Source organism: Aquimarina muelleri DSM 19832, assembly GCF_000430665.1.
Taxonomy (GTDB): domain Bacteria; phylum Bacteroidota; class Bacteroidia; order Flavobacteriales; family Flavobacteriaceae; genus Aquimarina; species Aquimarina muelleri.
On the sequence record NZ_AUML01000027.1, the window covers coordinates 20874 to 46139 of the forward strand.

A 25266-nucleotide genomic window follows, 5' to 3' on the forward strand; every position below is an offset into this window, starting at 1 on the left:
AAATTAAATATCTTTTTAGAATCTTAAACAATATTATTCTTACTTATAGGGTACAGATATAAGAATTAAAAATATATTACGTTTAAACCATAGTTAAAATATGGGTCAAGCGTTTAATCAGTGTTTAACAGCTAAGTACATTTATTTTTATCTAATTTTTAATTTTTATGTTGTATATTTATCATCCCAAAATGAATTTTTGTATGAAAAAAATCTACTTGCTACTTATATTTATTGGTCTTGTTTGTTTCTCGTTTTCCTCGGGAATTCAAGCACAATCTAATAGTATCCAAAAAGAAAGCTCAAAAATTGAAAAAATTGAAGGTATTAGCATTTATCCTAATCCTGCGACTGGCGATAAACTATCTATTACCTCTACCAAAAACCTAACCAAAACCATTTCTATTTTCACTGTATTGGGTGAAAAAGTAATGTTTAAAGTGTTAATAGGCAGAGAATTAGATATCTCTTCTTTACCACCTGCCGTTTATGTTATTAGAATTAAGGAAGGAGAACAAAAAGCTACCTTAAAATTTGTACGTGGCTAACTAGCTTTACTATTACTTTTACTTCCTAAAATTCTTTACCACTTTTATCCTAATAAACAGGACATCTATTTATCTCATTTTTATACCTTTGTTTTACAAAATTTGTGGAACAACCTTTATGCTAGCTGATACTATTTTTTCTATTCAAAACCATTCAGATTTTGAGCGATTAGCATTACGTGTTTTTACTCATCAATATCATAATAATATTATTTATCAAAGATTTTGTAACCTACTTGGGATCACAAAAACTTCTGTACAACACATAAATCAGATTCCGTATTTACCTATACAATTCTTTAAACAAGAAAAAATAATAAGTCATCAAGCTACCATACAGAAAATATTTACGAGTAGTGGAACAACAGGTAGCATAACCAGCAAACACTATATTAGTGATCTATCTGTTTATAAAAAAAGTTTCACTAAAGGTTTTCAATATTTTTATGGAGATATTACAGAATATGTAGTTTTAGCATTGTTACCGTCATATCTGGAAAGAGAAGGATCTTCTTTAGTATATATGGCAGAAAAGCTTATTAAAGATAGTAATCACCCCGAAAGCGGTTTTTATTTACACGACATTCACAAACTAGTATCTGTAATAAGAAAACTTACTTCTCAAAACAAAAAAATATTACTTCTAGGAGTATCTTTTGCTTTACTGGACCTTGTCGAAAACCATAACTTACAATTGAACGATATTTCTGTAATTATGGAGACTGGAGGCATGAAAGGGCGAAGAAAAGAAATGATCCGAGAAGAATTACATGAAGTCCTTAAAGACGGCTTTGGTGTTTCGAAAATCCATAGTGAATACGGTATGACAGAATTGCTCTCGCAAGCGTACTCCAAAGGTAATGGCATTTTTTATTGCCCCCCATGGATGAGGGTTTCTATTAGAAATACCGAAGACCCTTTAACCCTTCTCAAAACCAACAAAACTGGTGGTGTAAATATTATAGACCTTGCTAACATAAACTCCTGCTCTTTTATAGCTACACAGGATTTGGGCAAGATCTATAAAGATAATAGTTTTGAAATTTTAGGCAGATTTGACCATAGTGACATTAGAGGGTGTAACTTAATGGCTTTATAACTATGACTACAAAAGGAATCTGTGTTATTTTTCATCCCTTCATCAACTCTACTAACTTCTTTGATTGCTAATAGGTTCATATAACCTCTCCCAATCCTCTCTTTACTTACTGTTTTTATATTATTCTTTTCTTGGTTATTAGAAAAATCAGAATAGGTCCATGAAAAAAAATCTAGTAGACATAATATCATATATAGATTTTCAATTCTTATACTTACTCTTGGATTACGTTATGAATTAGATAACACATCTATATTTTGTTTTCGAGGCAAGCTTTGGAAAATTAAACTCCACAATGTGGATTTAAAAATGTAAGGTCTTTATCTTTTTTCGATCTAATACTAATAACTCTGTATTAGACATGAATAATTTCTTTGTTTTACTTTTTTTAGGATCTGTTTTTATATCAAATATAATCGCTCAAAAAATAGATTACAACACCGACAACGGTTTTATAGCATCAGGGTATGATGTAACTGAATATTTTAATAATAAAGCGGTTAAAGGAGATCCTAAATACCAAACAACTCAAGATGGAGTTAGCTACAAATTCACAAGTCAGAAAAATTTAGATAATTTTAAAAGTAGTCCTTATAAATATATTCCTCAGTATGGTGGATATTGTGCATATGCAATCGCAATAAATAGTAAAAAAGAAAAAATAAATCCCAAAACTTTTGAAGTACGGGAAAACAAATTATATCTTTTTTATAATTCTTGGGGGATCAACACATTAGAAAAATGGGTAGAAAAGGGCCCTGAAAAATTGAAGAAGAAAGCGGATAGTAATTGGCAGAAAATTAAAAAATAATGCAGTGTTACTCAAACTGTATGTAACGCTAAGTTTTTTTTTCAATAATTGATTGGTTAGTTTGACAAAGCCTGCTAAGAAGAAATTCTAGTAGGCTTTGTTTATCTAACTAAAAAATAGATTCTCCCACAAAAAGACCTCATAGGTTTTACTATCTTGAAAACCCTAAGCAGATCATTGTTTAAAAATTAATTTTTTGTTATGTTTAATAGTGAATAAAAATAACACAGTATCATTGCCCATCCTCTATTTTCGAGCCTTCTTTTCCATAGGTAGCAAGCAGTTATAAATAAACATATTTACTGGTGTTGCAATCCCTAATTTTTTTCCTTCTTTTACAATATACCCATTAAAGTTATCTAATTCTGACGGTTTGCCTTCCATAATATCCCTTTGCGTAGAAGCTGTAGAGGCATAAGATTGCGCCCCTATAAATAACATAATCCGCTGTACCATATCTTTTGGAAACGAAATCCCTTTGGCAATACCTACTTCGTAAATCTCGGTTGCTGTCTGCTCTAAAATATGATAGGTTTCTTTATTTTCGTACATCTCTCCTATAGTCGCTCTTGTTAATGCTCCTAAGCCACTTACAGTAGCAATAAACATAAATTTACCCCAGATATCTACTTCTATATCTTCAGAAACTGTGTTCTTAAATCCTGCTTTATCAAATATTTGTTTAACTAGTGTAAGTCGTTCGGTTATACTCTTATCTAATTCTCCAAAAACAATTTCAGGAGTATGCCCAAAGTGCGAAATAATTCCTGAGGCTTCTATCTTACTATAAATCTTACATAATCCTCCTACTACATGTTTTGCATCTAATACCGAGCAAACTTTTTCTGCATTGTCTGCCCCATTTTGTAAAGGAATAACAATGGTGTTTTCTTTTAAAATAGGTGCAATTGATTTTCCTGCTTCTACAACTTGCCAAGATTTTGTGCAAATTAGCACTAGATCTGCCTTTTCTACCATCTCTATAGTATCTGTTACCATAAAAAGATGCGTCACAAAATCTCCATCAATGCTCTTAACCAGTAGACCTTTTTTACGAATAGTTTCCAGATGTTTACCTCTGGCTACCAAAGTTACTTTTTGACCCGAATTAGATATTTTTCCTCCAAAATATCCCCCAACTCCTCCAACTCCTATAATTACTATGTGCATATTAAATAGATATTAAGCTACTGCTTTTTTTAGATGCCAGACAACTTAGAATATTTTACCCTATATTGTCGTTATGCATACAGAAACCAAAGTTAGTTAAAATTAGAACATCCGATATTTGAAGAATACACTTTCTAAGTTTTCAATCAACAACATCAGAGCAAGCTCACGAGGTATGTTTCCAAAAATATGATTGTTTTCGAGGTAAGTCTCGAGAGAATTAAGCTCCACAATGTAGATTAAAATAATTTGACTAACTTATTTAAAACACAAAAGTGTTTTAAAAACAAGAGTCTCACTAAACTTTATTATTTTTACACACAAATCGATTTATTTATGAGTTCCTCTTTTGAAAAATATCAAAAACGACGACTAATATCTTCTTATTTTTCCGTGGTTATTAGTATATCCTTGGTATTGTTTTTATTGGGCTTATTAGGCTTGTTGGTTTTAAACACCAAAAAAGTAGCGGATCACTTTAAAGAAAAAATTGCACTTACCATTTATTTAAAAGATACCGCCAAAGATGTCGAAATCAAACAACTTGAAAAAACCCTTGCACTGGCAGAATACACCAAATCCACAACTTTTATTTCTAAAGATGAAGCTGCTGAGGAGCACAGCAAAGACATAGGAGAAAATTTTATGGATTTTCTTGGGTATAATCCACTTCAAAATTCAATTGACGTATACCTTAAAGCAGATTATGTGGATCAAGCTAAAATTGAAGAAATTAATGCTACTATTTTAAAAAAGAATTTTGTAGATGAAGTAATTTATGACAAACCACTAATTTCATTACTAAATGATAATATAAAACGTATAAGTTTTTGGGTATTACTCATTAGCGGTATTTTCACTTTTATAGCAGTATTACTCATTAATAGCTCTATTCGTTTATCGGTATACTCCAAACGGTTTATTATTAAAACTATGCAAATGGTTGGTGCTACAAAAAAATTTATTCGTAGACCTTTTATATGGAAAAGCGTTCGACTAGGAATGACAGGGGCCATTGTAGCCTTAACAGGGGTTGGTGTAGTACTGTACTATCTTAATCAAACATTTCCTGAACTTGCACTGTTAGATGACAAAATATTGCTCATCATTTTGTTTGCAGGTATTTTTGGTATTGGAGTTCTTATTACATGGATCAGCACTTTTTTTGCTACACAACGATTCTTAAACCTAAGAACAGACGAACTATATTATTAATACATTTTTATGGGAGTTATCGAATGGAATTTGGATCCAGAAATCATAAAACTCTTTGGAGTTTTTCCTCTCAAATACTACGGACTCTTATTTGTTTTGGGCATTATAATAGCTTATACGGTTGCTAAACATATCTATACAACAGAGGGCGTTTCTGTAGAAAAACTTGAAAAACTATCTAGCTATCTTTTAATCGGCATAGTAGCGGGTATGCGATTAGGGCATTGTCTTTTTTATGATTTTGACTATTACTCGCAGCACATCTTAGAAATTTTTCTACCATTTCAGATCACTAATGGCGAATGGCATTTTACCGGATTTACTGGCTTAGCAAGTCATGGCGGTAGCCTGGGAGCTATTTTTGCTATACTTTTATACTGCAAAAAATATAAAACACCTATATTTTGGATACTGGATCGCATTGCTATTGTAACTCCTATTGTTGGAGCTTTTATTAGATTTGGAAACTTTATGAATTCTGAAATATATGGAAAACCCACTGATGGAAATTATGGCATCGTATTTTTATTAGACGACACTATCCCTAGGCATCCTACACAACTATATGAAGCATTTTCTTACTTACTAATTTTTGCTTTGCTTTGGTATATATACAAAAAAACTACTTTAATAGAAAAGCAAGGATTTATATTTGGCACCTTACTAAGTGTTTTGTTTATAGCACGATTAGTAATCGAGTTTTTTAAAGAAAATCAAGTCACATTCGAAGATAGTATGACCTTAAACATGGGACAATTATTAAGTATTCCTTTTATAATTGCAGGAATACTTTTAATCCTTTCTAGCAAAAAGAAAACAAACATAATAATTTCTTCTTAATGGGTAAAGCTGGTAAAATATGGTTTTTTAGTGCCTTAACTCTATTTATAGTATTTATATGGGCTAGTATACAAACATTTCGACCAGTACGCGATGTACAACCAGAAGATGTTATGAAAATTGAAGGTGTAGTTACAGATCTTAAAGAAGGTTCTGGTCTGGATATTGTAATAACCTTGCAAAACGATGACCACTACTATTATATTAACAGGGGATTACAACACTCTTTGTCTTTAGAAAAATTACAAGAGACTATTTTACAAAAAAAAGTTACTTTGTATGGTATAAAAAGATGGACTATATTTACCCGTGATAAAAATATGGGACATATTTCGAAATTGATGATCGATAAAAATGTGCTTTATAATGAAATAAATAACGATACACATGAAAAAACAACCAAATAAAAACACTCCTCACCAACCTGAATTTGTTTTTAAAAAGAAAAACTATATCGTTATGGCTATCGGGATTGCTGTAATTGCATTTGGTTTTATCCTTATGGCAGGTGGAGGAAGTGATGATCCTAATGTTTTTAATCCTGAAATTTATAATTTTAGACGAATTAGATTAGCTCCAACTATTGTTTTAATTGGTTTTGGCATCGAGGTATATGCTATTCTTCTTAATCCTGATAAGAAGAAAAAACAATAATTCAACATTTTATTTTAAGGTAGTTATATATTTGCATCCAACTTTAAGAAAACACATATTTCTTCATGGAAACCATTGATGCAATAATTTTAGGAATAATACAGGGACTTACAGAGTTTTTACCCGTATCCTCTAGTGGTCACCTAGAGCTTGGCAAAGCTATTTTAGGGGATAAAACTGTCCCTGAAGAATCCTTACTTTTTACCGTAGTTTTACATTTTGCAACAGCACTTAGTACTATTGTGGTTTTTAGAAAAGATATCCTTGAGATCATAAGAGGATTATTACAATTCAAAAAAAATAAAGAAACCCTTTTTTCATTAAAGATTATTATTTCTATGATTCCTGCTGTTTTGGTAGGTTTATTTTTTGAAGAACAACTAGAAAAGCTTTTTGGAGGCAATGTATTATTTGTAGGTTTTATGCTGCTTATTACCGCTGCATTATTATGGTTTGCAGACAAGGCTAAAAGCACCCGAAAACCAGTAAGCACCTCTAATGCATTTGTAATTGGTATTGCACAGGCAATTGCCATGCTTCCAGGGATTTCGCGAAGTGGCGCTACAATCTCTACATCAGTTTTATTAGGAAACGACAAAACTAAAGCTGCACGTTTTTCATTTTTAATGGTAATTCCTTTAATTTTCGGAAAAATAGCTAAAGATATCCTTAGTGGAGATCTTAATTTTTCTTCAGAAAATACTACTCCAATTATACTTGGGTTTATAGCCGCTTTTATTTCTGGGCTTTTTGCCTGTACTTGGATGATTTCCTTAGTTAAAAAGAGTAAACTAACGTATTTTGCCGTATATTGTGTCATTGTTGGTCTAATAGCCATCAGTTTTGGTTTTACTAAATAGCCCCATCTATAATGCTAACCGAACAAGATTATAAAGACGGTCAAGTTCTTTTGATCGATAAACCCTTGCAATGGACATCTTTCCAAGTTGTAAACAAACTTCGTTGGTTAATTCGAAAGAATTTTAATATCAAAAAGATAAAAGTTGGTCATGCAGGAACATTAGATCCTCTTGCTACTGGTTTATTAGTTATTTGCACAGGAAAATTTACAAAACGCATAGAAGAATTTCAAGGGCAAATCAAAGAATATACGGGTACTTTAAAATTAGGAGAAACTACACCATCTTACGATTTAGAAACCGAAGTGGATCAGACTTTTTCTATAGCACATATTTCGGAAGAAATGATACGAAATGCAACAGATCGTTTTATTGGAGAAATAGACCAATATCCCCCTGTTTTTTCAGCATTAAAAAAAGACGGTAAACGATTATACGAATATGCCAGAGAAGGGGAAGCTGTAGAGATTACTGCAAGAAAAATAATTATTAAAGAATTTGAAATTACCAGAATCAAACTACCAGAAATTGATTTTAGGGTAGTCTGTGGCAAAGGCACTTACATAAGATCTTTAGCACATGATTTCGGAAAAGTTTTAGATAGTGGAGCCCACTTAACTGTTTTAAGAAGAACTAAAATAGGTTCTTTTTTAGTAGAAAATGCAACTACAGTCGTTGCTTTTGAAAACCAGTTCCAATCAAAAATTGAAACTACATAAAATATTGTAGAACAAAATTAGTTATAAATACTTATGGAATTCATAGAAAAACATAAAGCTTTGATTATCACATCTATGTTAATGTGTATTGTTGTTTTGAGTTTGTACAACATCAATATGATGAGTAAACAAACAGAGCAATCTGAAATCTTAATGGAAATTCCCGAAGAATTTCTTTTAGAAGAAGAACAACAGCCTGAAGAAGAACTTATTGCTCAAGAAGACAGACAAATAAACAACAACAAAAGAACACACTCTGCATATAACGAAGATTTTGAAGATCATGAGGATTTTGAAGAGCGCATTAAATCCTTAACAGAAACCGAAGAAGCTACTCCCGAAGAAGGTGAAGAATCTAAAATCGCTGAAGGTGAAGTCCCTATTGATGAAGAAGAAGAAAAAAAGGAAAATGATAAAAAAGAGGACTCTAAACCACAAGGCGAAGCTACCAACAATAGAAATAGTTCTCTTACCTATAGTTTAAAAGACAGAGAATCTATAGATTTACCAAACCCCGTATACACCTGTAATGGTAGTGGTAAAGTAGTAGTTAAAATCGAGGTCAATAAAAATGGATATGTTGTGGGTACTAAAATAGATAAAAAAAATTCTACCACCAGAAATGAGTGTCTGTTCGATAACGCTATGGATTATGCTAGGCAAGCCTTATTTTCTAGATCTGATATAGAAAAACAAGAAGGCTCTATTACTTATTATTTTAATTACGGATATTAGTTATAGAACCCACCTATATTTTTTAAATCTCTTAAAGTCAAGATGACTTTTATAATAAATTTAATAAGTCCTTTGCAATATTTGCACCTTTATCTTTATTATACCAAAGCTGTAAGTCTTCTTTAAATTGAGAATCTAATTCACCGTATTTTTCTTTATAATCATTTACCATTTTAGTAGCTAAAGATGGTCTTGGACCCCAAGAGTTTACTACTTCTTGTTTTTGATTATCATATATAATCAATTTAGGAATCGATTTACCCCCATTGGTTAAAAAATTATTCATTAACTCCTTATTATCATCTCTTAGAACAATTTTTAAATCAATTCCCTTATTTAATTCTGCAAGTTTATTCAAAACAGGTAATACATGTGCAGCATCGCCACACCAACCTTCAGATAACACTACCCAAGTTACATCGAGATCTGTACCAGAAAACCGATTACTAACAGATTCATTAATCTTTAATGTTTTATCCCATCTTTTCATCCTGCGATCATTAAGCATACTATAATTTGTTAATACCTCAGATTGTTCATCTCCTGTAGATTTACCATCAGCTAACAAACTACTTACCAGATTTTTGTATTCTTGATACGTGTATGACTTTTTAATACCTTCTTCGATATATGTGGATATATTTTTAAGTGTTGTATTTTTCATTTAATAGGATGCTTTTTATTATTTAATTAGATCGTTTTAATTTAGAAACCTTACAAAAATGATATCTCATTCTTCTAAAAATAAGTTGTATTACCAAGTTCTTTTCTAGTTCGTTTTTTTAATCTTTGTAAAAACAAATACCTTTTTTCAATTGAATTATGTTTCGTTAAAAAAAACACAGCTTGTTATCTTTATAATTTTGCTGCCAGTAATTTTATTTGCTCAGAAAGATAAAGTTTTCTACTCTATAGAAGAGGCTTTAGAAAATAAAAACCAAGTATTTATTTTAGATCTTTCTTATAAAAATATTACCGAATTGCCTAGTAGCATAGTTGAGTTTCCTAATCTACGCTCTCTATTAATACAAGGAAATAAAATTAGTATTATCCCCTCATTTATAGAAAGATTACCCAACTTACAAGTTCTTAATCTTAGTGATAACAGCATTAAACACTTACCAAAATCTATCCGAAAGCTAACCCTATTAAAAGGGTTATACTTACATAAAAATCAACTTACTATTTTACCAGAATATATAGGTGATTTATCACAATTAGAAACATTAAATCTCGAAGGGAATAAAATTTCTCTTATTCCTCAATCTATAGAAAACCTTATACATCTAAAAACATTACATTTAGAATGGAACAAACTAACCCAATTACCTAAAAATATTTGTTCTTTAAAAAATCTCATAACTTTTACTCTTTTTGAAAACAAAATCACAGAACTGCCAGATTGTATAGGAAAACTAACAAATCTATCCACCCTAAATCTTTATGAGAATAAACTTATTTCGATTCCTGAATCTATTGGTGATTTAACTAATTTGCATACTCTTATTTTAGATAGAAATCAACTAAAGAATTTACCCGCTACCATAGGAAAACTCAAAAGCCTTGTTTATTTAAAAACTTACAAAAACCAATTACAATCCCTACCTAGCTCAATCAAAAACCTAAACAAGTTGGAGGTATTACATTTGCACCAAAACCAGCTTAAAGAACTCCCTAATGAAATAGGGAGCCTACATAATTTAAAAGAATTAATATTAAGCTACAACCAACTAACTTCACTACCTCCTAATTTTGATCATTTAACTTCTTTAGAAAAACTGTATATATTTGATAATCAAATCATTAGCTTATCAGAACCCTTTAGTGATCTAAAAAACCTTAAATCTCTTAATCTCGATAAAAACCAACTAACTTCATTACCTATATCTTTTGGTAAATTATCCCAGTTAGAGTTTTTAAATCTTAATAATAATAATTTAAAAGAAATCCCTAAATCTATAGGAAAAATGCATTCCTTAAAAGAATGTACATTCCAAAAAAACAAATTAAAAACACTACCCGAATCTATTGGTAATTTATCTGCATTACAAGTTTTGGATCTAAGTAAAAATCAATTGTACAAAATACCCGATTCTATTTATAAATTATTTGCACTAAAAAAGATGTATCTAAACGAAAATAATCTTGTATCCTTACCTTCTAAAATCGGGCACCTTAAATCTTTAAAAAAACTAATTTTACACAGTAATAAGCTAAATTATCTACCAGAATCTATAAGTAATTTATCCAACCTTGAAATTCTTTTATTATATAAAAACGAACTCAAAAACCTATCTCTTAGTTTTTCTAATCTCCAAAATCTAAAAATATTAAACTTGAATAAAAATCAAATAAGTTCTTTGCCGGAAACTATTAAAAATTTAAAGAGCTTAAAAGCATTATATATTGCAAAAAACAATCTTACCTCTATCCCAAAATCCATACAAAATCTTAGTAAATTAACCACCTTATATGCCACCTACAATTATTTATCTCGTATGCAAAGAGAGCAGTTAGTTCGCTTTTTTCCTAATTGTAATATATTTTTGTATCCGCAAAAGCGATAAATAAAACTACTACTTAACAGATATAAAATATAGTTTTGAGGCTAGTATAAATTTATAACTCCAATATTCAAAAAAGATAGGTTTACTATCTATTTTCATACGATAACCTACAAAAAAGACAAGTTATACTCCAAAATTTGTAATATGGACAGCAAATTTACCTATAGCACCCAGTAATAAAGTGGGTACTCGTTCACACCCAAGTAGGTAGACAGGTAAATCACCGCGTGCTTTAACAGTTATAGTACCCTGGGGTACTTGTATAAGTGGATATATTTTGTTTAAAAAAAGTAAAAGACAGAAGGTTTTCAGAAGAGTTTATAACGAATAGTTGCTTTTTCTAAAGTTGAAAAGCCAGAAACAATACTAAATACAAAATGATACTTTTAAAAATACACCCCTGAAAACTGGTAACCTATTTTCACTAGTTATAGCTACGTTTTCTACCCTTTATTTTTAAACCTTTGTAATGAATATTACCTTAAAAAATATTGTTTTATCCCTAGAAATAAAAAATTTAAACCATAACTTTACGAGAAAGGCTTCTAAAAAAAGCTATTCTTCGCACAGATGCACTGGGTACCTTATTTATTTCATGAGGTTTACTATGTAGAACATATTTATGAAATGAGACAAAACAATAAAGCAGATACTATTCTAAATGATTATTAAAAAATTCTATCTAACCATTAATATAAACGGATGAAAAGAACCATTACTATCTCTCTTCTACTTATATGCTATTTCTCTGCTATAGGGCAAAAGGATAAAATATACTTTTCTTTACAGGATGCTTTTAAAAATAAAGAACAGGTTTATAAATTAAACTTGAGTTATAGTAACCTAACAGAGTTTCTTGATTCTATTACACAATTACCAAATTTGCAATACCTTAATCTCGAGGGTAACAAGATAAACACAATTCCTCCATCTATAGGTACTCTTAAAAATTTACGAACCCTCAACTTAAAAAAGAATACGATTACCGAATTAACAGATCAGATATGTAATTTAAACCATATCGAAGTACTATTATTATCTGAAAATCAAATTCAAAAACTACCTGATTCTATCGGAAATCTAAAAAACATGGGGTGGTTATTTTTAAGAAATAACAAAATAGAAACACTGCCTGAATCTTTTGGCAAATTATCTAATCTAAAAAAACTAGATTTAAGTGATAATCAAATCCATGAGCTACCTTCAAGTTTTGGAAACCTTATTAAATTAAAAGAGTTATTTTTACAAAAAAACCAGTTATCTAAGTTACCTACAAGCATTGGCGGATTAAAAAACATAGAGGCTTTAAACCTTTCGGATAACGAGATTGAAAAACTACCAAATAGTTTTGGAAACTTACAAAACCTAGAATGGTTAATTTGTAAAAACAATAAACTACAAGATATCCCAGAGTCTTTGGGCACTATTTCTAAATTAAAGCTTTTATACTTAAACTCTAATAAAATTGACAAATTACCAAAAACAATAAAAAATCTTATTAACCTAAGAGATCTTAATGTATCTGGAAATTCGTTTTCAAAAGCAGAAAAAAATAAAAGCAAACAACTGTTACCTAATTGCAAAATCAGTTTTAAAAACAGCTATTATTCTATACAAAAAGCTCTTATCCATAAAAAAAATGTAGATGTTTTATATCTCTCTGATAATAACCTTACCGAAATACCAGAACACATAGAAGAATTTAAAAACTTACAAGAGTTACACCTAACAAACAACCAACTCAAAAATTTACCCAAGTCTATAGAAAAATTAAAAAGATTAAAATCTCTATCCTTATCTTATAATAAAATCACTGAAATACCAGATTTTATTAATAAACTTAAGAATCTACAACAATTAAATCTGGAGAATAATCAACTTACTTATTTGCCTGAATCTATAGAGGGTTTAAAAAAATTGAAAAGCATACATTTATCTGGCAACAATTTAGCTAAAGACGAAAGAGAAAGAATCCAAAAACTACTTCCTAATTGCATTATATCTTTTTAAAATAAAATGTATTTTAGGGGTCTAGCCTATAAAACATAGAGTATGCCAAAACAAAAATGTGGGTGGTGTCTTGGAGATCCATTATACGAATCCTACCATGATAACGAATGGGGGGTTCCTCTACATGATGATCAACTTTTATTTGAATTCTTAGTTTTAGAAACTTTTCAGGCCGGATTAAGCTGGATTACCATTTTGCGAAAACGAGAAAATTTTAGAATTGCTTTTGATAATTTTGATTACAAAATCATTGCTACTTATAACGAGGCTAAAAGAGAGGAATTGTTACAAAATGCAGGGATTATTCGCAACAAATTAAAAGTAAACTCGGCAATTGTAAATGCTCAAAAATTTATAGAAATTCAAAAAGAATTTGGCAATTTTGACACCTATATCTGGAGTTTTGTAAATAATACACCTATTAAAAATAACTGGAAGAATCATAAAGATTGCCCCGCAACCACAGAGATATCTGACAAAATTAGTAAAGACTTAAAAAAACGAGGTTTTAAGTTTGTAGGATCTACAGTTATGTATGCTTTTATGCAAGCTACTGGTATGGTTAACGATCATATAGCTGGTTGTTTTAGATATGAAGAGGTTTAATATATTTGTCTTATAATCTAACCCCAAAAGCCAAATCCCCTGCATCTCCTAAACCAGGGATTATATAGCCTTTACTATTCAGTTTTTCGTCTACTGCCGCAATCCATAGGTGCGTATTATCAGGAAACACTTCTTTGATATATTCTAGACCTGGTTGTGATCCTATTACCGAAACGATATGTATTTGTTTAGGTGTTCCATGTTTTTTCATTGCTTTAAAAGTATCTACCAAGGTTTTGCCAGTCGCCAGCATAGGATCTGCTAATATCAAAGTTTTATCTATTAAAGAAGGAGAAGCTAGATATTTTATAATAATTTCAAATTCATCTTTACCTTCTTTATGTTCACGAAATGCTGAAATAAATGCATTTTCGGCACTATCAAAATAATTCAAAAGACCTTGATGCAAAGGTAACCCTGCTCTAAGTATAGAACATAACACTAATTGCTTATCTGGAACAGAAATTTCTTTTGCTCCTAGTGGGGTTTGCACCTTTTTGATTTCATGGTTCAGGGTTTTACTAAGCTCATAACTTAAGACCTCACCTATTCGTTCGATATTTTTACGAAAACGCATACTATCTTTTTGTATAGTAAGATCTCTAAGTTCCAAAACAAATTGATTTAAAATAGAATTTTCTAGTCCTAAATTATGAATTACCATAAGTGTTACATTTTTAAAAATGAAAATCAATAACCTCGGAACAAATCCGAGAATTATACTACCGAAAATATATTTTGCTTATGGCGCAGACCCCAATAAATTAAACCCTGTGAGAATAATTAATTATTTTTTCAACATATTATTCTAAATATTTCATAAATGCTGCTCTGGTTATTTCTCTCGCGCCCAGACTTGCCAAATGATCCGTATACACTTGACAATCTATAAGTTTTATCTCTTTTTCTTTTAACCTTTCTACTAAAGTAATAAATCCATATTTAGAAGCATTACTAACTTTAGAAAACATACTTTCTCCACAAAACACTCCTTTTTCTTTTAGCCATATTCCATATAAGCCTCCAACTAATTTTTTATCGTGCCATACCTCTACAGATATAACTCGCCCCATCTCGTAGAGTTTCTTGTATGCTTTCTGCATATCTGTTGTTATCCATGTACCATCCTGTCCCGTACGATTTATGGTAGCACAATTATGAACTACACTTTCAAAATCTTCATTAAACGTAACCTTAAATTGATTTTTACGGATAATCTGACGCATGGACTTACTTACCTTAAGTTCTGATGGAAAAAGTACCATCCTGGGATCTGGACTAAACCATAAAATAGGTTGGTCCTCACTATACCAAGGAAAAATACCTTTATTATATGCTACTAATAATCTATCTACAGAAAGATCGCCACCAATAGCCAGTAATCCATCACTATCTGCATAGGTAACGGGCGGAAATCGTATTATATCTGTAAGTATGTACAAAATATTTTAAAAAACGTATACAACGTTAAATATCAATCAGTTGTTTTAAATTTACTTAAAAAATAGCAATTTTTGTTAGGCTTTTTTAGATAAATTTTGCGCATCATTATTTTTTTGAGTCATATTAGAAGGTTAACCTAAAACCACAATAAGGAAAAGTCCGATACAAAATATCGGACTTTTTTATTTCCAATCAATAACTTCGGAGCAAGCTGACTAGGTATGCTTCCGAAAATATATTTTGTTTTCGAGGCAAGCCTCGGAGAACCAAACTCCACAATGTGGATTAAAATATTACATATCCTTAAAAAGGTAAATCATCATGTTCTTCTTCAGAAAGATCTGATGCAGGTTCAAATGCATCCGCAGGTGGAACAGGAGGAGCTGAAGCATTTTGAGCTGCAGGTTGTAAATTTTCGATTCTCCATCCTTGTATAGAATTAAAATACTTAGTTTCTCCTTGAGGGTTTACCCACTCACGACCACGTAGATTAATACTTATTTTTACATCCTGACCAACATTAAAGGGATTTAATAAGTCACATTTATCCTGAACAAACTCTACCATAATATGTTGTGGGTATTGCTCCTCAGTAGTAACTACAATTTCTCTCTTTCTAAAACCATTGCCTCCAAAGGTTTGCGTCTCTCCTATCATCTTTACTTTACCTTGTACTTCCATCTTAATTGTATTATTTATTTGCTGCTAAAATATTCCATGCAGTATCTATATCATCTAAATCTAAATACTGCTTTGCAAATTTATGAATTTCTATTAGGTTAGACTGTTCAATTTTATCCTTAATATCATTATGGTTATTAACAAATTCTATAGCTTCTTTATTTTCTGGTATTTTTGCCACATTTCCTAACTTACCCAAATCATTGCCTGTAAAAATAGTGCTTTTTCTTATCTCATCTGGCAAAAAATCCACTCCAACACCTATGGTACTTAATGGTTTAGGGACTTCAAACATTCCCATATTAGCTCTTGTATACCAATTACCTCCCATACGGGCAACTTGGTCTATCTTATGTTGATCTATTTTATCATTTTCGTCCAAAATATCTTCACTAATATGCATTAAAAGCACTTCACAAATGATAAGATTACCAGCTCCTCCCTCTTCGCCCATCGGAATTATTTGATTTACTTTACACTCAAATTGCACTGGAGACTCTCCTACTCGATATGCATTAACCTTTGTGCCAGGCTCCATAGTCAATCCAGATTTCACAAACTCATTTACACTTTCAGGATACTCTGTACTCGATAATGACATTTGTTGCACAATATCATAATTTACAATATTGATCACTACTTCTTTAGTAGCTTTTGCATTCTCTAATGTGTGTTTAGTCGTATTATCTCTAACCCTTCTAGCTGGAGAAAAAATAAGAATTGGTGGGTTAGCACTAAATACATTAAAAAAACTAAATGGTGATAAATTTGGGTTACCATCTTCATCCATTGTACTAGCAAAAGCAATAGGTCTTGGACCAATTGCTCCTAGCATTAAACCATGTAATTTTCCTGTAGTTACTTGTAATGGATCTATTGTAATCATAATTTATTTTATATTAGACAAAGATAACCAAAGTTTAATTTTTAAAGTATTCTAAAAACTAGTTTTAGTATTCGGTATAATAACAATAAAATTATATTAAAACGTTTATATTTAGGATTTAGTTAGGCAACCTATGAATTTTTCTGATGAGCGTCATTTTTCGAGCTATTTTATTATTATAGCTGTTTTAGTAATAACCGGACTGGTTCTATGGAATACCTCATTATTTATGCAACGTCTTAAGGACGACGAGCGAACAAAGGTCGAGATTTGGGTACAATCTCAAAAAGCATTAGGCAGCGAACAATCTGATGACTATCTAGAGTTGTCTATTGTAATCGGAGCTACTAACAAATCTATCCCTATTATTATTACAGATTCTAAAGGTGATTTTATTAGAGATTCTTTAGACAACCCTGATCCTAGCTATTTTCAAAATATTTCCAAAAATGTTATCCATAATGAAACCAAACTTCAATCTTATTTGAAAAGATTAAAATCTGAAAATGACCCTATCGAGCTGGATCTTAAGGATACCGTTCAATATATATATTATGGCAATTCAGATATTCTAAACAAATTAAAATATTATCCGATGACCATTGCGATAATTATATTTTTACTAATAGGGGTGATATACTTCTTTTTTACTACTTCTAAAGCTAGTGAACAAAATAAGTTGTGGGCTGGTATGGCAAAAGAGACGGCTCACCAAATTGGTACTCCATTATCCTCATTAGTAGGATGGAACGAAATTCTTAAAACCGAGAATGTTAATCCTGAGTATATTGTAGAAATAGATAAAGATATTGAGAGATTAAAAATAATTACAGAGCGTTTTTCTAAAATTGGATCTATCCCTAATTTGGAAGAAGTAGATATTGTAGAAGAAACTCGAAATGCTTATACCTATCTGCAGTCCAGAAGTTCTAAATTAATTAATTTTTCTCTTAATTTACCCAATAAACCAATTCTTGTATATCTAAATTCTCAACTTTATAGTTGGACAATCGAAAATCTTGTGAAAAATGCTATTGATGCAATGAGAGGCAAAGGAAGTCTTGAGATTGATCTTGTGGATGATGAAAAAAAGGTTTTTATAAGGATCAGCGATACAGGTAAAGGTATTCCTAAAAGTAAATTTACTAAAATATTTGAACCAGGATACACTTCTAAAAGTAGAGGATGGGGATTGGGATTATCTTTAGCTAAAAGGATTATAGAAGAATATCATTCCGGAAAAATCAAAGTACTTAGAACAGATCTTGGGAAAGGGACTACTTTTCAGATTACACTTCGCAAATCTGAGACTACTATCTAATTTTTAGTAAAACTTGAAATTCACTTCATTGATATAACAATATTTTTATCACAACGTTATACCTTTAATTGCTATTAAATACTAAATCTAGACAAAGTGAAAACGGAGTATATTATTTTAAAAGAAGCGTCTCTTAATAACAATTGCCCAGAATGCTATTCTACCCAAGACATGGTTCTTTCTTTTAAGCAAAAAAAAATGAAATCTAAGTTTTTGGTAACTACCAAAAGTAACCTTATAGAAAGTATTTATTGTAATAAATGCGAAAATCAGATTTTTCCAGGGCAATGGACTACAGACATTGAAAGGGTATATGATTATCATAAAAAAACAATATCCCAACCATCTGGAAAAATACGATTTACTTGGTTTTTTTATAGTATTTTATTTCTAATTTTACTTGTAGCTGCTGGTGCTTACATCTATCTTTATCACCCTAATATTATAGGAATAAGTGATTTAAATTAATATTGCTCCATCGTTTGTCGTAAACTATCTGTAATCAAAAAAGTTTTATTGGTATTAAAATCAAAACAAACTGCTACATCATGACCTTCTGCGCAAAGTACTCCTGCATCATTGTATAATAAATGATGTAATCCAAAACTAGAGTTTTTAATAAACTCAACTCTAGTTTTTATAATTACATTACCAGGAAAAAACAATGGGTTTTTAAAATCACATTTTGTAGAAGCCAACATAGGGCCTTTATTGGTTTCTTTATGTAATTTTGCTAAACCTGTCACTTCCCAAAATTGAACACGTGCGCTTTGCATATATTTCATGAAGTTTACATTATTTACGTGTTGATAAGTATCCATTTCACTCCAATCAATCCTTAGCTGTAGATGTAACTTAAAATCTGATTCCTTCATTTTTACAAATTAGATTGAATCTCTGCTGCCAATGTTTTTAGATCTGACTCTAGCATAGATATTTTGTGCTGAAAAGTCATTTCACTCATTTCATTAAGTGGTATTAAGTGCACATGTGCATGTGGAACCTCTAGACCAACAACAGCAATTCCTACACGCTTGCAAGACACTGTTTTTTCTATAGCTTTTGCTACTTTGCGAGAAAAACGCATTAAACCTATATAAGTATCCTCATCTAGGTCAAAAATTTTATCTTCTTCTTTTTTAGGAATACACAATGTATGTCCTTTTGCATTTGGATTAATATCCAAAAAGGCATAAAAACTCTCATCTTCGGCCACTTTAAATGATGGAATTTCGCCTTTTACAATTTTAGTAAATAGGGTAGGCATTAATTAAAATTTAGTTGGGTTACGGTTTCGAAATATAGTTCATTTATCTGTAAGTCAAAACCATAAAAAAGCCTTTTTTACAAAATAAAAAAGGCTTTTCTTAAATTTCAGAAAAAAATAATTCTTATTAATCTCTTCTAATCTCTACAATATCGAATTTCATAATACCGTTAGGCACCTGTATTTCAGCTATTTCACCCACGCTTTTTCCTAAAAGGCCTTTCCCTATAGGAGAGTCTACAGATATTTTACCTGTTTTAAGATCTGCTTCGCTTTGTGCTACTAATTTATATGTCATTTCTGCACCATTTGTCTGGTTTTTAATCTTTACAGTAGAATGTATAAGTGCTTTAGACATATCCAATTGAGATTCATCTATTAATCGCGCGTTAGCAAGGGTTTCTTCTAATTTAGAAATTCTCATCTCTAATAATCCTTGCGCTTCTTTTGCTGCGTCATACTCAGCATTTTCACTTAAATCTCCTTTATCACGCGCCTCAGCTATTGCTTCAGAAGCTTTTGGACGTTCTACATCTTTAAGTTGACCTAGTTCGTCTCTTAATTTTTTAAGCCCTTCTGCAGTGTAATAAGATACTTTGCTCATAACTTCGTCGTTTATATAAATACAAAAAAATCCCACAAGAATGGGATTCGTTATTCAAAGATAACAAAAAAATTACTGAAGAAGGCAATTTTACGTAATTTGCCACCGCAACACATTATGTCATAAATTGAATTGCTACTATTAATAATGTTTGATAGTAAATTCAACACTTATGTCGAATGGAACTAAAGTATGACTATTTAATAATAAGTAAGAACAGATGAAAAAGATTCTATTTTTAATACTCCCTATTTTGATTTTATCCTGTAGTAGTGATGATCGACCTGACAACAACCAATTTTTACCTCCTACCCGTATTAATTATCAAATCAATCTAAATTTACCTCAATTTAATCCTCTTAAATTCCCTGCAAGTCATTTTATAGACTACACCGCAAATGGAAGCATAAAGGGGATTATTATTTATAATATTGATAACACACAATACACCGCTTTTGAGCTAAGTGATCCTAATCATTCTCCTAGTGATTGTTCTACTCAAGATATTGAAGGGATTACTGCTACCTGTAATTGTAAGGATGGTAATGCGTATAATATTGTTACTGGACAACAAACTTCTGGCGAAGGACAGTTTGCTCTAAGGCGGTACACTATTCGAAGAGATGGAAATACTTTATCCATAACTAACTAAAACTGGCTACTTAAAATTATTGCCAATTATTGGCCCAGTCTTTCCAAACGACATCCAGTCCTTTAGATTTTAACATAGTTACTACTTGTTCTGTAGATCGTTCGTCAGAGATTTCAAATTGCTCTAAAGATTGTGGAGCAACGGCATAGCCTCCGGGATTGGTTTTAGATTCGGCACTTATAGAGGTTATACCTAGATTTACTATGTTTTCTCTAAAGACCTCACTTTCTCTGGTAGACATGGATAATTCTACATCTTCATCTAACAATCTAAAAGCGCAAATTAATTGTACCAAATCTGGATCTGTCATCTCTACCTTTGGTTCTACTCCCCCGCTGTGTGGCCTTAATCTAGGAAAGGATATAGAGTATTTTGTTTTCCAATATACTTTTTGAAGATACTGTAAATGTAAGGCGGTAAAAAAGCTATCTACCCTCCAATCTTCTAGCCCAAAAAGTGCTCCTAATCCTATTTTATGAATTCCTGCGCGCCCAAGTCTATCAGGAGTCTCTAATCGATAGTCAAAATTAGATTTCTTCCCTTTTGGATGGTGCTTTTTATATTCTGATTTATGATAGGTTTCCTGATATACTAATACTGCATACAGACCACTTTTTATTAAAGTTTCATAGTCTGATTGATCCATTGGCTGTACTTCTATCGTGATATTAGCAAATCTGGATTGTATTACTTGTATTGCATTATTAATATAATCTACTCCTACTGTTTTATTAGCTTCGCCTGTAACCAAAAGGATATGATCATACCCTTTGGATTTCAAAAAATCTACTTCTTTTAAAATTTCCTTATCTGTTAGTGTTCTTCTGGGTATTTTATTGGTCATACTAAACCCACAATAGGTACAAATATTTTGACATTCATTGCTTAAATACATTGGCGCATACATCTGGATGGTGTTCCCAAAACGTTTTTTTGTAATACTATTACTCATTTGCGCCATTTGCTCTAGATATGGTACTGCTGCTGGAGAAATTAAGGCTTTAAAATCTTCAAGATTTCTTCTGGATGTGTTTAATGCTTGGATTACATCCTTTTCTGTTTTAGAAAGAATACTGGATAGTATTTCGTTCCAATTATATTGTTCGAATATGTCTTTGAAGGTCTTCATTTTTTAGTTTTTACTGTTGCCTCTTAGCTATTAGCCTTTAACTGTTAGCTTTTAGTTCTTTTTGACTATAGAATGTAATAAATTAAGCATTTTTCGTACTTCAACAATTCCTGAATTTAATTTTTTAAATTCTTCCTTATTAATATACTCGATATCCTTAGAAAATTCAATTAAATACTCTACTTCTGAAGCAGATCCAGATGCTATATTCAAAAAATGTGCAAATTCTTTTTTCTGAATTTCTTGCTGTTCCTTCTGCTATATTAGTCGGAATAGAAAGTGATGCTCTTCTTAATTGTGATGTTAATCCAAACATTTCTTCTTTTGGGAACTTTTTTGTTACCTTATATACAACTAATGTGAATTGATGAGCTTTTTTCCAAACTTCATAATTTCTAAAATTTCTCATTATAATTCTTGTCGTATTGATATAGTTTTAGATCTATAGTATTTTTAATCGTTTTCCAGATCAGCTAAAAGCTAGTCGCCAAAAACTAATTCTTTTCCAAAAGAAAGCTTGTTAACGGGCTACTTGCTTCTGCATATTGTTTTATCGGTGCTAGTTTTGCGTTATACGCAATACGTCCTGCTTCTACCGCCATCCTAAATGCATTAGCCATCATTACTGGTTCTTGGGATACTGCAATTGCTGTATTAACCAACACTGCATCTGCGCCTATCTCCATTGCTTGTGCTGCGTGTGAGGGACTACCAATACCTGCATCTACAATAACTGGTATGTTACTTTGGTCTATTATAATTTCTAAAAATTCTAATGTTTTTAATCCTTTATTACTGCCAATAGGAGCTCCTAATGGCATAACACATTGCGCTCCTACTTCTTCTAATCGTTTACACAAAACAGGATCTGCATGAATATAGGGCATTACTACAAATCCTAACTTTACTAATTGTTCTGCTGCTTTTAATGTTTCTATAGGATCTGGTAATAAGTATTTTGGATCTGGATGAATTTCTAATTTTATCCAATTTGTTTCTAAAGCTTCTCTTGCCAACTGTGCGGCAAAAATTGCTTCTTTAGCATCGCGGACTCCAGAGGTATTAGGTAATAAATTAATTCGAGCATGATCTAAATGATTTAATATATCATCTTCTTGATTTGTAACATCTACTCGTTTTAATGCTACAGTAATTAATTCACTTTTGGATGTAAGTAGCGCTTCTCTCATTAGTGAAGAAGAGCTGAATTTTCCTGTTCCTGTAAATAATCGGGAAGAAAACTCTTTATCTGCAATTTTTAATCTATCCATTTTTTAATTATTTAGAAGAAAACTTGTTTTCTATCTGCTCTTTTATATTCTTAATCTTTTCTTTGATATTCTCTTTATTAGTCAACAGTCCAGAAACTGCTATTCCTGATATTCCTGTTTGCATAAGAGCTATAATATCTTGTTCTGTTATTCCTCCAATTGCTACAACAGGCATTTTTATATTTTGAATTCTAAATTTTGAGAGTATCTCTTCATACCCTTTTATCCCTAATACTGGACTTAGCTTTTTTTTGGTAGTTGTATGGCGATAAGGTCCCAACCCTATATAATCTACCTCATCCTCCCTATGTTTTTTACAATCCTGCAAAGTATTTGCTGTAGCTCCTATAATAAAATTATCTCCTAAAATTTTACGGGCTTCTCTAGTATCCATATCCTGTAATCCCAAATGCACCCCATCTGCCAAAGCGGCCTTTGCCACACCTATATTATCATTAATAATCATGATTGCATTATATTGGTCACAGATATTTCTACATTTTATCGCGGTATCCAAATAGGTTGCCATATCTTGATCTTTAATTCGTAATTGTATCCATTTACCTCCTGCTTTGCATACTTGTTCTATATTATCAAGATGCTCTTTTGGTGTTTCTCCTTGGGAGATATACTGCAAATACATTTCTTTCATCATTATTTTTATGCTTTAACTTCTACATCTTATGATACCCTAACAAACTGGTATTAGAACTTAATACTTTTTCGGTATATCTTTTCCCTCTAAAACAGGCTTTAAGCAAAGGAAAACCTAATGCCAATTGCGTTGTAATTGCAGCAGAAAGTATGCAACCGCTACCGTGCTTTTCTGCTATTTTTTTTGCTTTTGGATGGAGTATATAATGCTTTCCTGTTACCGTAAACAACTCATCTTTTCCTATAGTATCTTTTCTATGCCCTCCTTTTAAAAAAAGATTAGTTTTACTACTGATATAAGCGACTGTTTCGTCTACGGTTTTATCTACATACAGCTTTTCTATTTCTGGATAGTTTGGTGTTAGTAAATAGATTTTATCCAAAATTTGGTCAAATTGTATATTCGATTTGGATGCAGGTAAATGGTCGTGAAAATCAAAATCTGAACTGGATTTTAATACAGGGTCTAACACGATTTTAATTGTCTTGTTTTTTTCTAACAAAAAATCTATGATTTGATTAGCCACTCTCCAATCTTGAACGATCCCTATTTTTACAAAACGTATCGCAAAACGATCTAATATTATTTCTATTTGGTTTTTAATTACTTCAATATCTTGCCAAATACACTCCTTAAATTGTATATCATTCTGGATAGTATTTGCTGTACAAACTGCCAATCCGTATCCTTTTAGTGCTTCTATTGTTTTTATATCTGCCGTAAGCCCAGCTCCATTTGATGGATCAAAACCTGCAATAGTAAGTATATATGGACGTTTTTTCATTCTTAAATCAACAGATGGTTTTGAGTTTATTGTAAATGGTTTTAAAACTTTTTAAAGAATCTTCTGTGTTCCATATTCCTCCTAAAACACCTACTCCTTTATATCCAAGATCGAATGTTGCTTGTAATGTGCTTTCATTAATTCCACCCATTCCTATTACCATTGCATTTAGATCTGTAACATTAAATCCTTTTCCTTTATACCCTGCTTTAGATATCGACCCAAAAACAGGGCTTAATAAAACATATTCAAAATTAGCAGTACAAGCTATAATATCTTCTTTGGAATGAAAGGAACTTGTTACCGAAAATCCCTTATTTTTATATACTAAAATAGTTGTATCCAGAGCCGACGGGTCAAAATCTAATCTGGCTTGTTCCTGTAAATGTATTCCTCGCAATTTATATTGCTTTGTAAGTTCTGGAAACTGATGAATCATAATTTGATTATGATACTGCATATCTATCTGATCTAATAGTGCTTTATATGCATTACTAGTAAAGGTTGGTTTACGTAAATGCAATATCTCTAATCCTGCATCAAACAAATCATTAATTTGTTTTGCTTCGTTTTCTAATTCTTGCTCTGATGTTAGTACTATTAGCATACATTTTAAATATTTAAAGAATCTTATACTTCGGTTAACTCCCCTTCGAGTGCCTCAGGGTTCGAGATTTTGAATTTGCATTCCTCAACCCTGAATTTGCATTCCTCAACCCTGAATTTGCATTCCTCAACC

General features: G+C 31.2%; 32 protein-coding genes. 16 read left to right on the forward strand and 16 right to left on the reverse strand.

The genetic code is table 11. The features are described 5' to 3' along the window. Positions 1 to 203 precede the first annotated feature (203 nt). The 3 genes from H527_RS0111705 to H527_RS0111715 all read left to right on the forward strand — a co-directional run bounded on the left by H527_RS0111705 (position 204) and on the right by H527_RS0111715 (position 2458). Positions 204 to 548, forward strand: coding sequence for a T9SS type A sorting domain-containing protein (locus H527_RS0111705; protein WP_027412894.1), 345 nt, complete (start codon positions 204 to 206; stop codon positions 546 to 548). A 118-nt stretch (positions 549 to 666) separates the two neighbouring features. Beyond that, a complete protein-coding gene (locus tag H527_RS0111710) occupies positions 667 to 1647 on the forward strand; it encodes a LuxE/PaaK family acyltransferase (RefSeq protein ID WP_027412895.1) in 981 nt (326 codons plus the stop codon). A gap of 361 nt (positions 1648 to 2008) precedes the next feature. Beyond that, positions 2009 to 2458: a YHS domain-containing (seleno)protein gene (locus tag H527_RS0111715; protein WP_027412896.1), complete on the forward strand. Its 450-nt coding sequence runs from the start codon at positions 2009 to 2011 to the stop codon at positions 2456 to 2458. A gap of 246 nt (positions 2459 to 2704) precedes the next feature. Here H527_RS0111715 and H527_RS0111720 read toward each other — a convergent pair whose 3' ends face one another. Beyond that, positions 2705 to 3628, reverse strand: a complete 924-nt coding sequence (locus H527_RS0111720) for a ketopantoate reductase family protein (protein ID WP_027412897.1) — start codon at positions 3626 to 3628, stop codon at positions 2705 to 2707. 336 nt (positions 3629 to 3964) lie between these two features. Here H527_RS0111720 and H527_RS0111725 point away from each other — a divergent pair, with 336 nt between their 5' ends. From H527_RS0111725 to H527_RS23160, 7 genes are all read left to right on the forward strand, one after another. Beyond that, positions 3965 to 4843, forward strand: coding sequence for a cell division protein FtsX (locus tag H527_RS0111725; RefSeq protein WP_027412898.1), 879 nt, complete (start codon positions 3965 to 3967; stop codon positions 4841 to 4843). Positions 4844 to 4852: 9 nt separating this feature from the next. Next, entirely contained in the window at positions 4853 to 5683 is an 831-nt protein-coding gene (gene lgt / locus H527_RS21955) for a prolipoprotein diacylglyceryl transferase (RefSeq protein WP_051316739.1), read from the forward strand. Continuing rightward, positions 5683 to 6090: a hypothetical protein gene (locus tag H527_RS21960; protein WP_155837877.1), complete on the forward strand. Its 408-nt coding sequence runs from the start codon at positions 5683 to 5685 to the stop codon at positions 6088 to 6090. The genes lgt and H527_RS21960 overlap by 1 nt, the downstream gene beginning before the upstream one ends. Next, complete coding sequence (locus H527_RS0111740) at positions 6071 to 6337, forward strand: DUF3098 domain-containing protein (protein WP_027412900.1); 267 nt, start codon at positions 6071 to 6073, stop codon at positions 6335 to 6337. The genes H527_RS21960 and H527_RS0111740 overlap by 20 nt, the downstream gene beginning before the upstream one ends. A gap of 65 nt (positions 6338 to 6402) precedes the next feature. After that, positions 6403 to 7197 carry an undecaprenyl-diphosphate phosphatase gene (locus tag H527_RS0111745; protein WP_027412901.1) on the forward strand — a complete coding sequence of 265 codons (795 nt, stop codon included), beginning with the start codon at positions 6403 to 6405 and terminating at the stop codon, positions 7195 to 7197. An 11-nt stretch (positions 7198 to 7208) separates the two neighbouring features. Continuing rightward, entirely contained in the window at positions 7209 to 7916 is a 708-nt protein-coding gene (gene truB, locus H527_RS21965) for a tRNA pseudouridine(55) synthase TruB (protein WP_035088013.1), read from the forward strand. A 33-nt stretch (positions 7917 to 7949) separates the two neighbouring features. Next, positions 7950 to 8651: a hypothetical protein gene (locus tag H527_RS23160; protein ID WP_155837878.1), complete on the forward strand. Its 702-nt coding sequence runs from the start codon at positions 7950 to 7952 to the stop codon at positions 8649 to 8651. Between the two features lie 49 nt (positions 8652 to 8700). Here H527_RS23160 and H527_RS0111760 read toward each other — a convergent pair whose 3' ends face one another. Beyond that, complete coding sequence (locus H527_RS0111760) at positions 8701 to 9315, reverse strand: thioredoxin family protein (protein WP_051316741.1); 615 nt, start codon at positions 9313 to 9315, stop codon at positions 8701 to 8703. Positions 9316 to 9514: 199 nt separating this feature from the next. Between H527_RS0111760 and H527_RS21975 the strand changes: the two genes are divergently transcribed. The 3 genes from H527_RS21975 (at position 9515) to H527_RS0111775 (ending at position 13834) form a co-directional block, all read left to right on the forward strand. Then, entirely contained in the window at positions 9515 to 11218 is a 1704-nt protein-coding gene (locus tag H527_RS21975; protein WP_155837879.1) for a leucine-rich repeat domain-containing protein, read from the forward strand. A gap of 702 nt (positions 11219 to 11920) precedes the next feature. Next, complete coding sequence (locus H527_RS0111770; protein ID WP_027412903.1) at positions 11921 to 13228, forward strand: leucine-rich repeat domain-containing protein; 1308 nt, start codon at positions 11921 to 11923, stop codon at positions 13226 to 13228. Between the two features lie 42 nt (positions 13229 to 13270). Next, positions 13271 to 13834, forward strand: a complete 564-nt coding sequence (locus tag H527_RS0111775; protein ID WP_027412904.1) for a DNA-3-methyladenine glycosylase I — start codon at positions 13271 to 13273, stop codon at positions 13832 to 13834. A gap of 10 nt (positions 13835 to 13844) precedes the next feature. Here the strand turns inward: H527_RS0111775 and upp are convergent, their stop codons facing one another. The 4 genes from upp to H527_RS0111795 form a co-directional block, all read right to left on the reverse strand. Continuing rightward, positions 13845 to 14498, reverse strand: coding sequence for a uracil phosphoribosyltransferase (gene upp, locus H527_RS0111780; protein WP_027412905.1), 654 nt, complete (start codon positions 14496 to 14498; stop codon positions 13845 to 13847). A gap of 139 nt (positions 14499 to 14637) precedes the next feature. Beyond that, positions 14638 to 15276 carry a leucyl/phenylalanyl-tRNA--protein transferase gene (gene aat / locus H527_RS0111785; RefSeq protein WP_027412906.1) on the reverse strand — a complete coding sequence of 213 codons (639 nt, stop codon included), beginning with the start codon at positions 15274 to 15276 and terminating at the stop codon, positions 14638 to 14640. Between the two features lie 304 nt (positions 15277 to 15580). Further along, positions 15581 to 15958, reverse strand: coding sequence for a DUF3127 domain-containing protein (locus H527_RS0111790; RefSeq protein WP_027412907.1), 378 nt, complete (start codon positions 15956 to 15958; stop codon positions 15581 to 15583). A 10-nt stretch (positions 15959 to 15968) separates the two neighbouring features. Beyond that, the gene (locus H527_RS0111795) at positions 15969 to 16844 is read right to left on the reverse strand and encodes a flavin reductase family protein (protein WP_027412908.1); all 876 of its coding nucleotides are present in this window, start codon (positions 16842 to 16844) and stop codon (positions 15969 to 15971) included. Between the two features lie 133 nt (positions 16845 to 16977). On the opposite strand from H527_RS0111795, the gene H527_RS0111800 reads away from it, so the two are divergent. Together H527_RS0111800 and H527_RS0111805 are read left to right on the forward strand one after the other, a co-directional pair. After that, on the forward strand, positions 16978 to 18165 hold the full coding sequence (locus H527_RS0111800) for a sensor histidine kinase (RefSeq protein WP_027412909.1): 1188 nt from the start codon (positions 16978 to 16980) through the stop codon (positions 18163 to 18165). 96 nt (positions 18166 to 18261) lie between these two features. Next, a complete protein-coding gene (locus H527_RS0111805; protein ID WP_027412910.1) occupies positions 18262 to 18633 on the forward strand; it encodes a hypothetical protein in 372 nt (123 codons plus the stop codon). Here the strand turns inward: H527_RS0111805 and H527_RS0111810 are convergent. From H527_RS0111810 to greA, 3 genes are all read right to left on the reverse strand, one after another. Then, a complete protein-coding gene (locus H527_RS0111810; RefSeq protein WP_027412911.1) occupies positions 18630 to 19040 on the reverse strand; it encodes an acyl-CoA thioesterase in 411 nt (136 codons plus the stop codon). The two genes, H527_RS0111805 and H527_RS0111810, sit on opposite strands and share 4 nt — an antisense overlap. Before the next feature lie 2 nt (positions 19041 to 19042). Beyond that, positions 19043 to 19432 (reverse strand): HIT family protein, encoded by a 390-nt coding sequence (locus tag H527_RS0111815; RefSeq protein WP_027412912.1) that lies wholly within the window; start codon positions 19430 to 19432, stop codon positions 19043 to 19045. A gap of 127 nt (positions 19433 to 19559) precedes the next feature. Continuing rightward, the gene (greA, locus tag H527_RS0111820; protein WP_027412913.1) at positions 19560 to 20036 is read right to left on the reverse strand and encodes a transcription elongation factor GreA; all 477 of its coding nucleotides are present in this window, start codon (positions 20034 to 20036) and stop codon (positions 19560 to 19562) included. 220 nt (positions 20037 to 20256) lie between these two features. On the opposite strand from greA, the gene H527_RS0111825 reads away from it, so the two are divergent. Further along, positions 20257 to 20688 carry a Rieske (2Fe-2S) protein gene (locus tag H527_RS0111825; RefSeq protein WP_027412914.1) on the forward strand — a complete coding sequence of 144 codons (432 nt, stop codon included), beginning with the start codon at positions 20257 to 20259 and terminating at the stop codon, positions 20686 to 20688. 16 nt (positions 20689 to 20704) lie between these two features. Here H527_RS0111825 and thiH read toward each other — a convergent pair whose 3' ends face one another. The 7 genes from thiH to H527_RS0111855 form a co-directional block, all read right to left on the reverse strand. After that, a complete protein-coding gene (gene thiH, locus H527_RS0111830) occupies positions 20705 to 21817 on the reverse strand; it encodes a 2-iminoacetate synthase ThiH (RefSeq protein ID WP_027412915.1) in 1113 nt (370 codons plus the stop codon). 51 nt (positions 21818 to 21868) lie between these two features. After that, positions 21869 to 22030, reverse strand: a complete 162-nt coding sequence (locus tag H527_RS24770; protein ID WP_308427879.1) for a four helix bundle protein — start codon at positions 22028 to 22030, stop codon at positions 21869 to 21871. Next, positions 21984 to 22226 carry a four helix bundle protein gene (locus H527_RS21980; protein ID WP_308427878.1) on the reverse strand — a complete coding sequence of 81 codons (243 nt, stop codon included), beginning with the start codon at positions 22224 to 22226 and terminating at the stop codon, positions 21984 to 21986. The genes H527_RS24770 and H527_RS21980 overlap by 47 nt, the downstream gene beginning before the upstream one ends. 85 nt (positions 22227 to 22311) lie before the next feature. Continuing rightward, entirely contained in the window at positions 22312 to 23088 is a 777-nt protein-coding gene (locus H527_RS0111840; RefSeq protein WP_027412916.1) for a thiazole synthase, read from the reverse strand. Between the two features lie 7 nt (positions 23089 to 23095). After that, positions 23096 to 23743 carry a thiamine phosphate synthase gene (locus H527_RS0111845; protein WP_035088017.1) on the reverse strand — a complete coding sequence of 216 codons (648 nt, stop codon included), beginning with the start codon at positions 23741 to 23743 and terminating at the stop codon, positions 23096 to 23098. 19 nt (positions 23744 to 23762) lie between these two features. Continuing rightward, complete coding sequence (locus H527_RS0111850) at positions 23763 to 24527, reverse strand: hydroxymethylpyrimidine/phosphomethylpyrimidine kinase (protein WP_027412918.1); 765 nt, start codon at positions 24525 to 24527, stop codon at positions 23763 to 23765. A gap of 7 nt (positions 24528 to 24534) precedes the next feature. Further along, positions 24535 to 25134 carry a thiamine phosphate synthase gene (locus H527_RS0111855; RefSeq protein WP_027412919.1) on the reverse strand — a complete coding sequence of 200 codons (600 nt, stop codon included), beginning with the start codon at positions 25132 to 25134 and terminating at the stop codon, positions 24535 to 24537. Between the last annotated feature and the right edge of the window lie 132 nt (positions 25135 to 25266).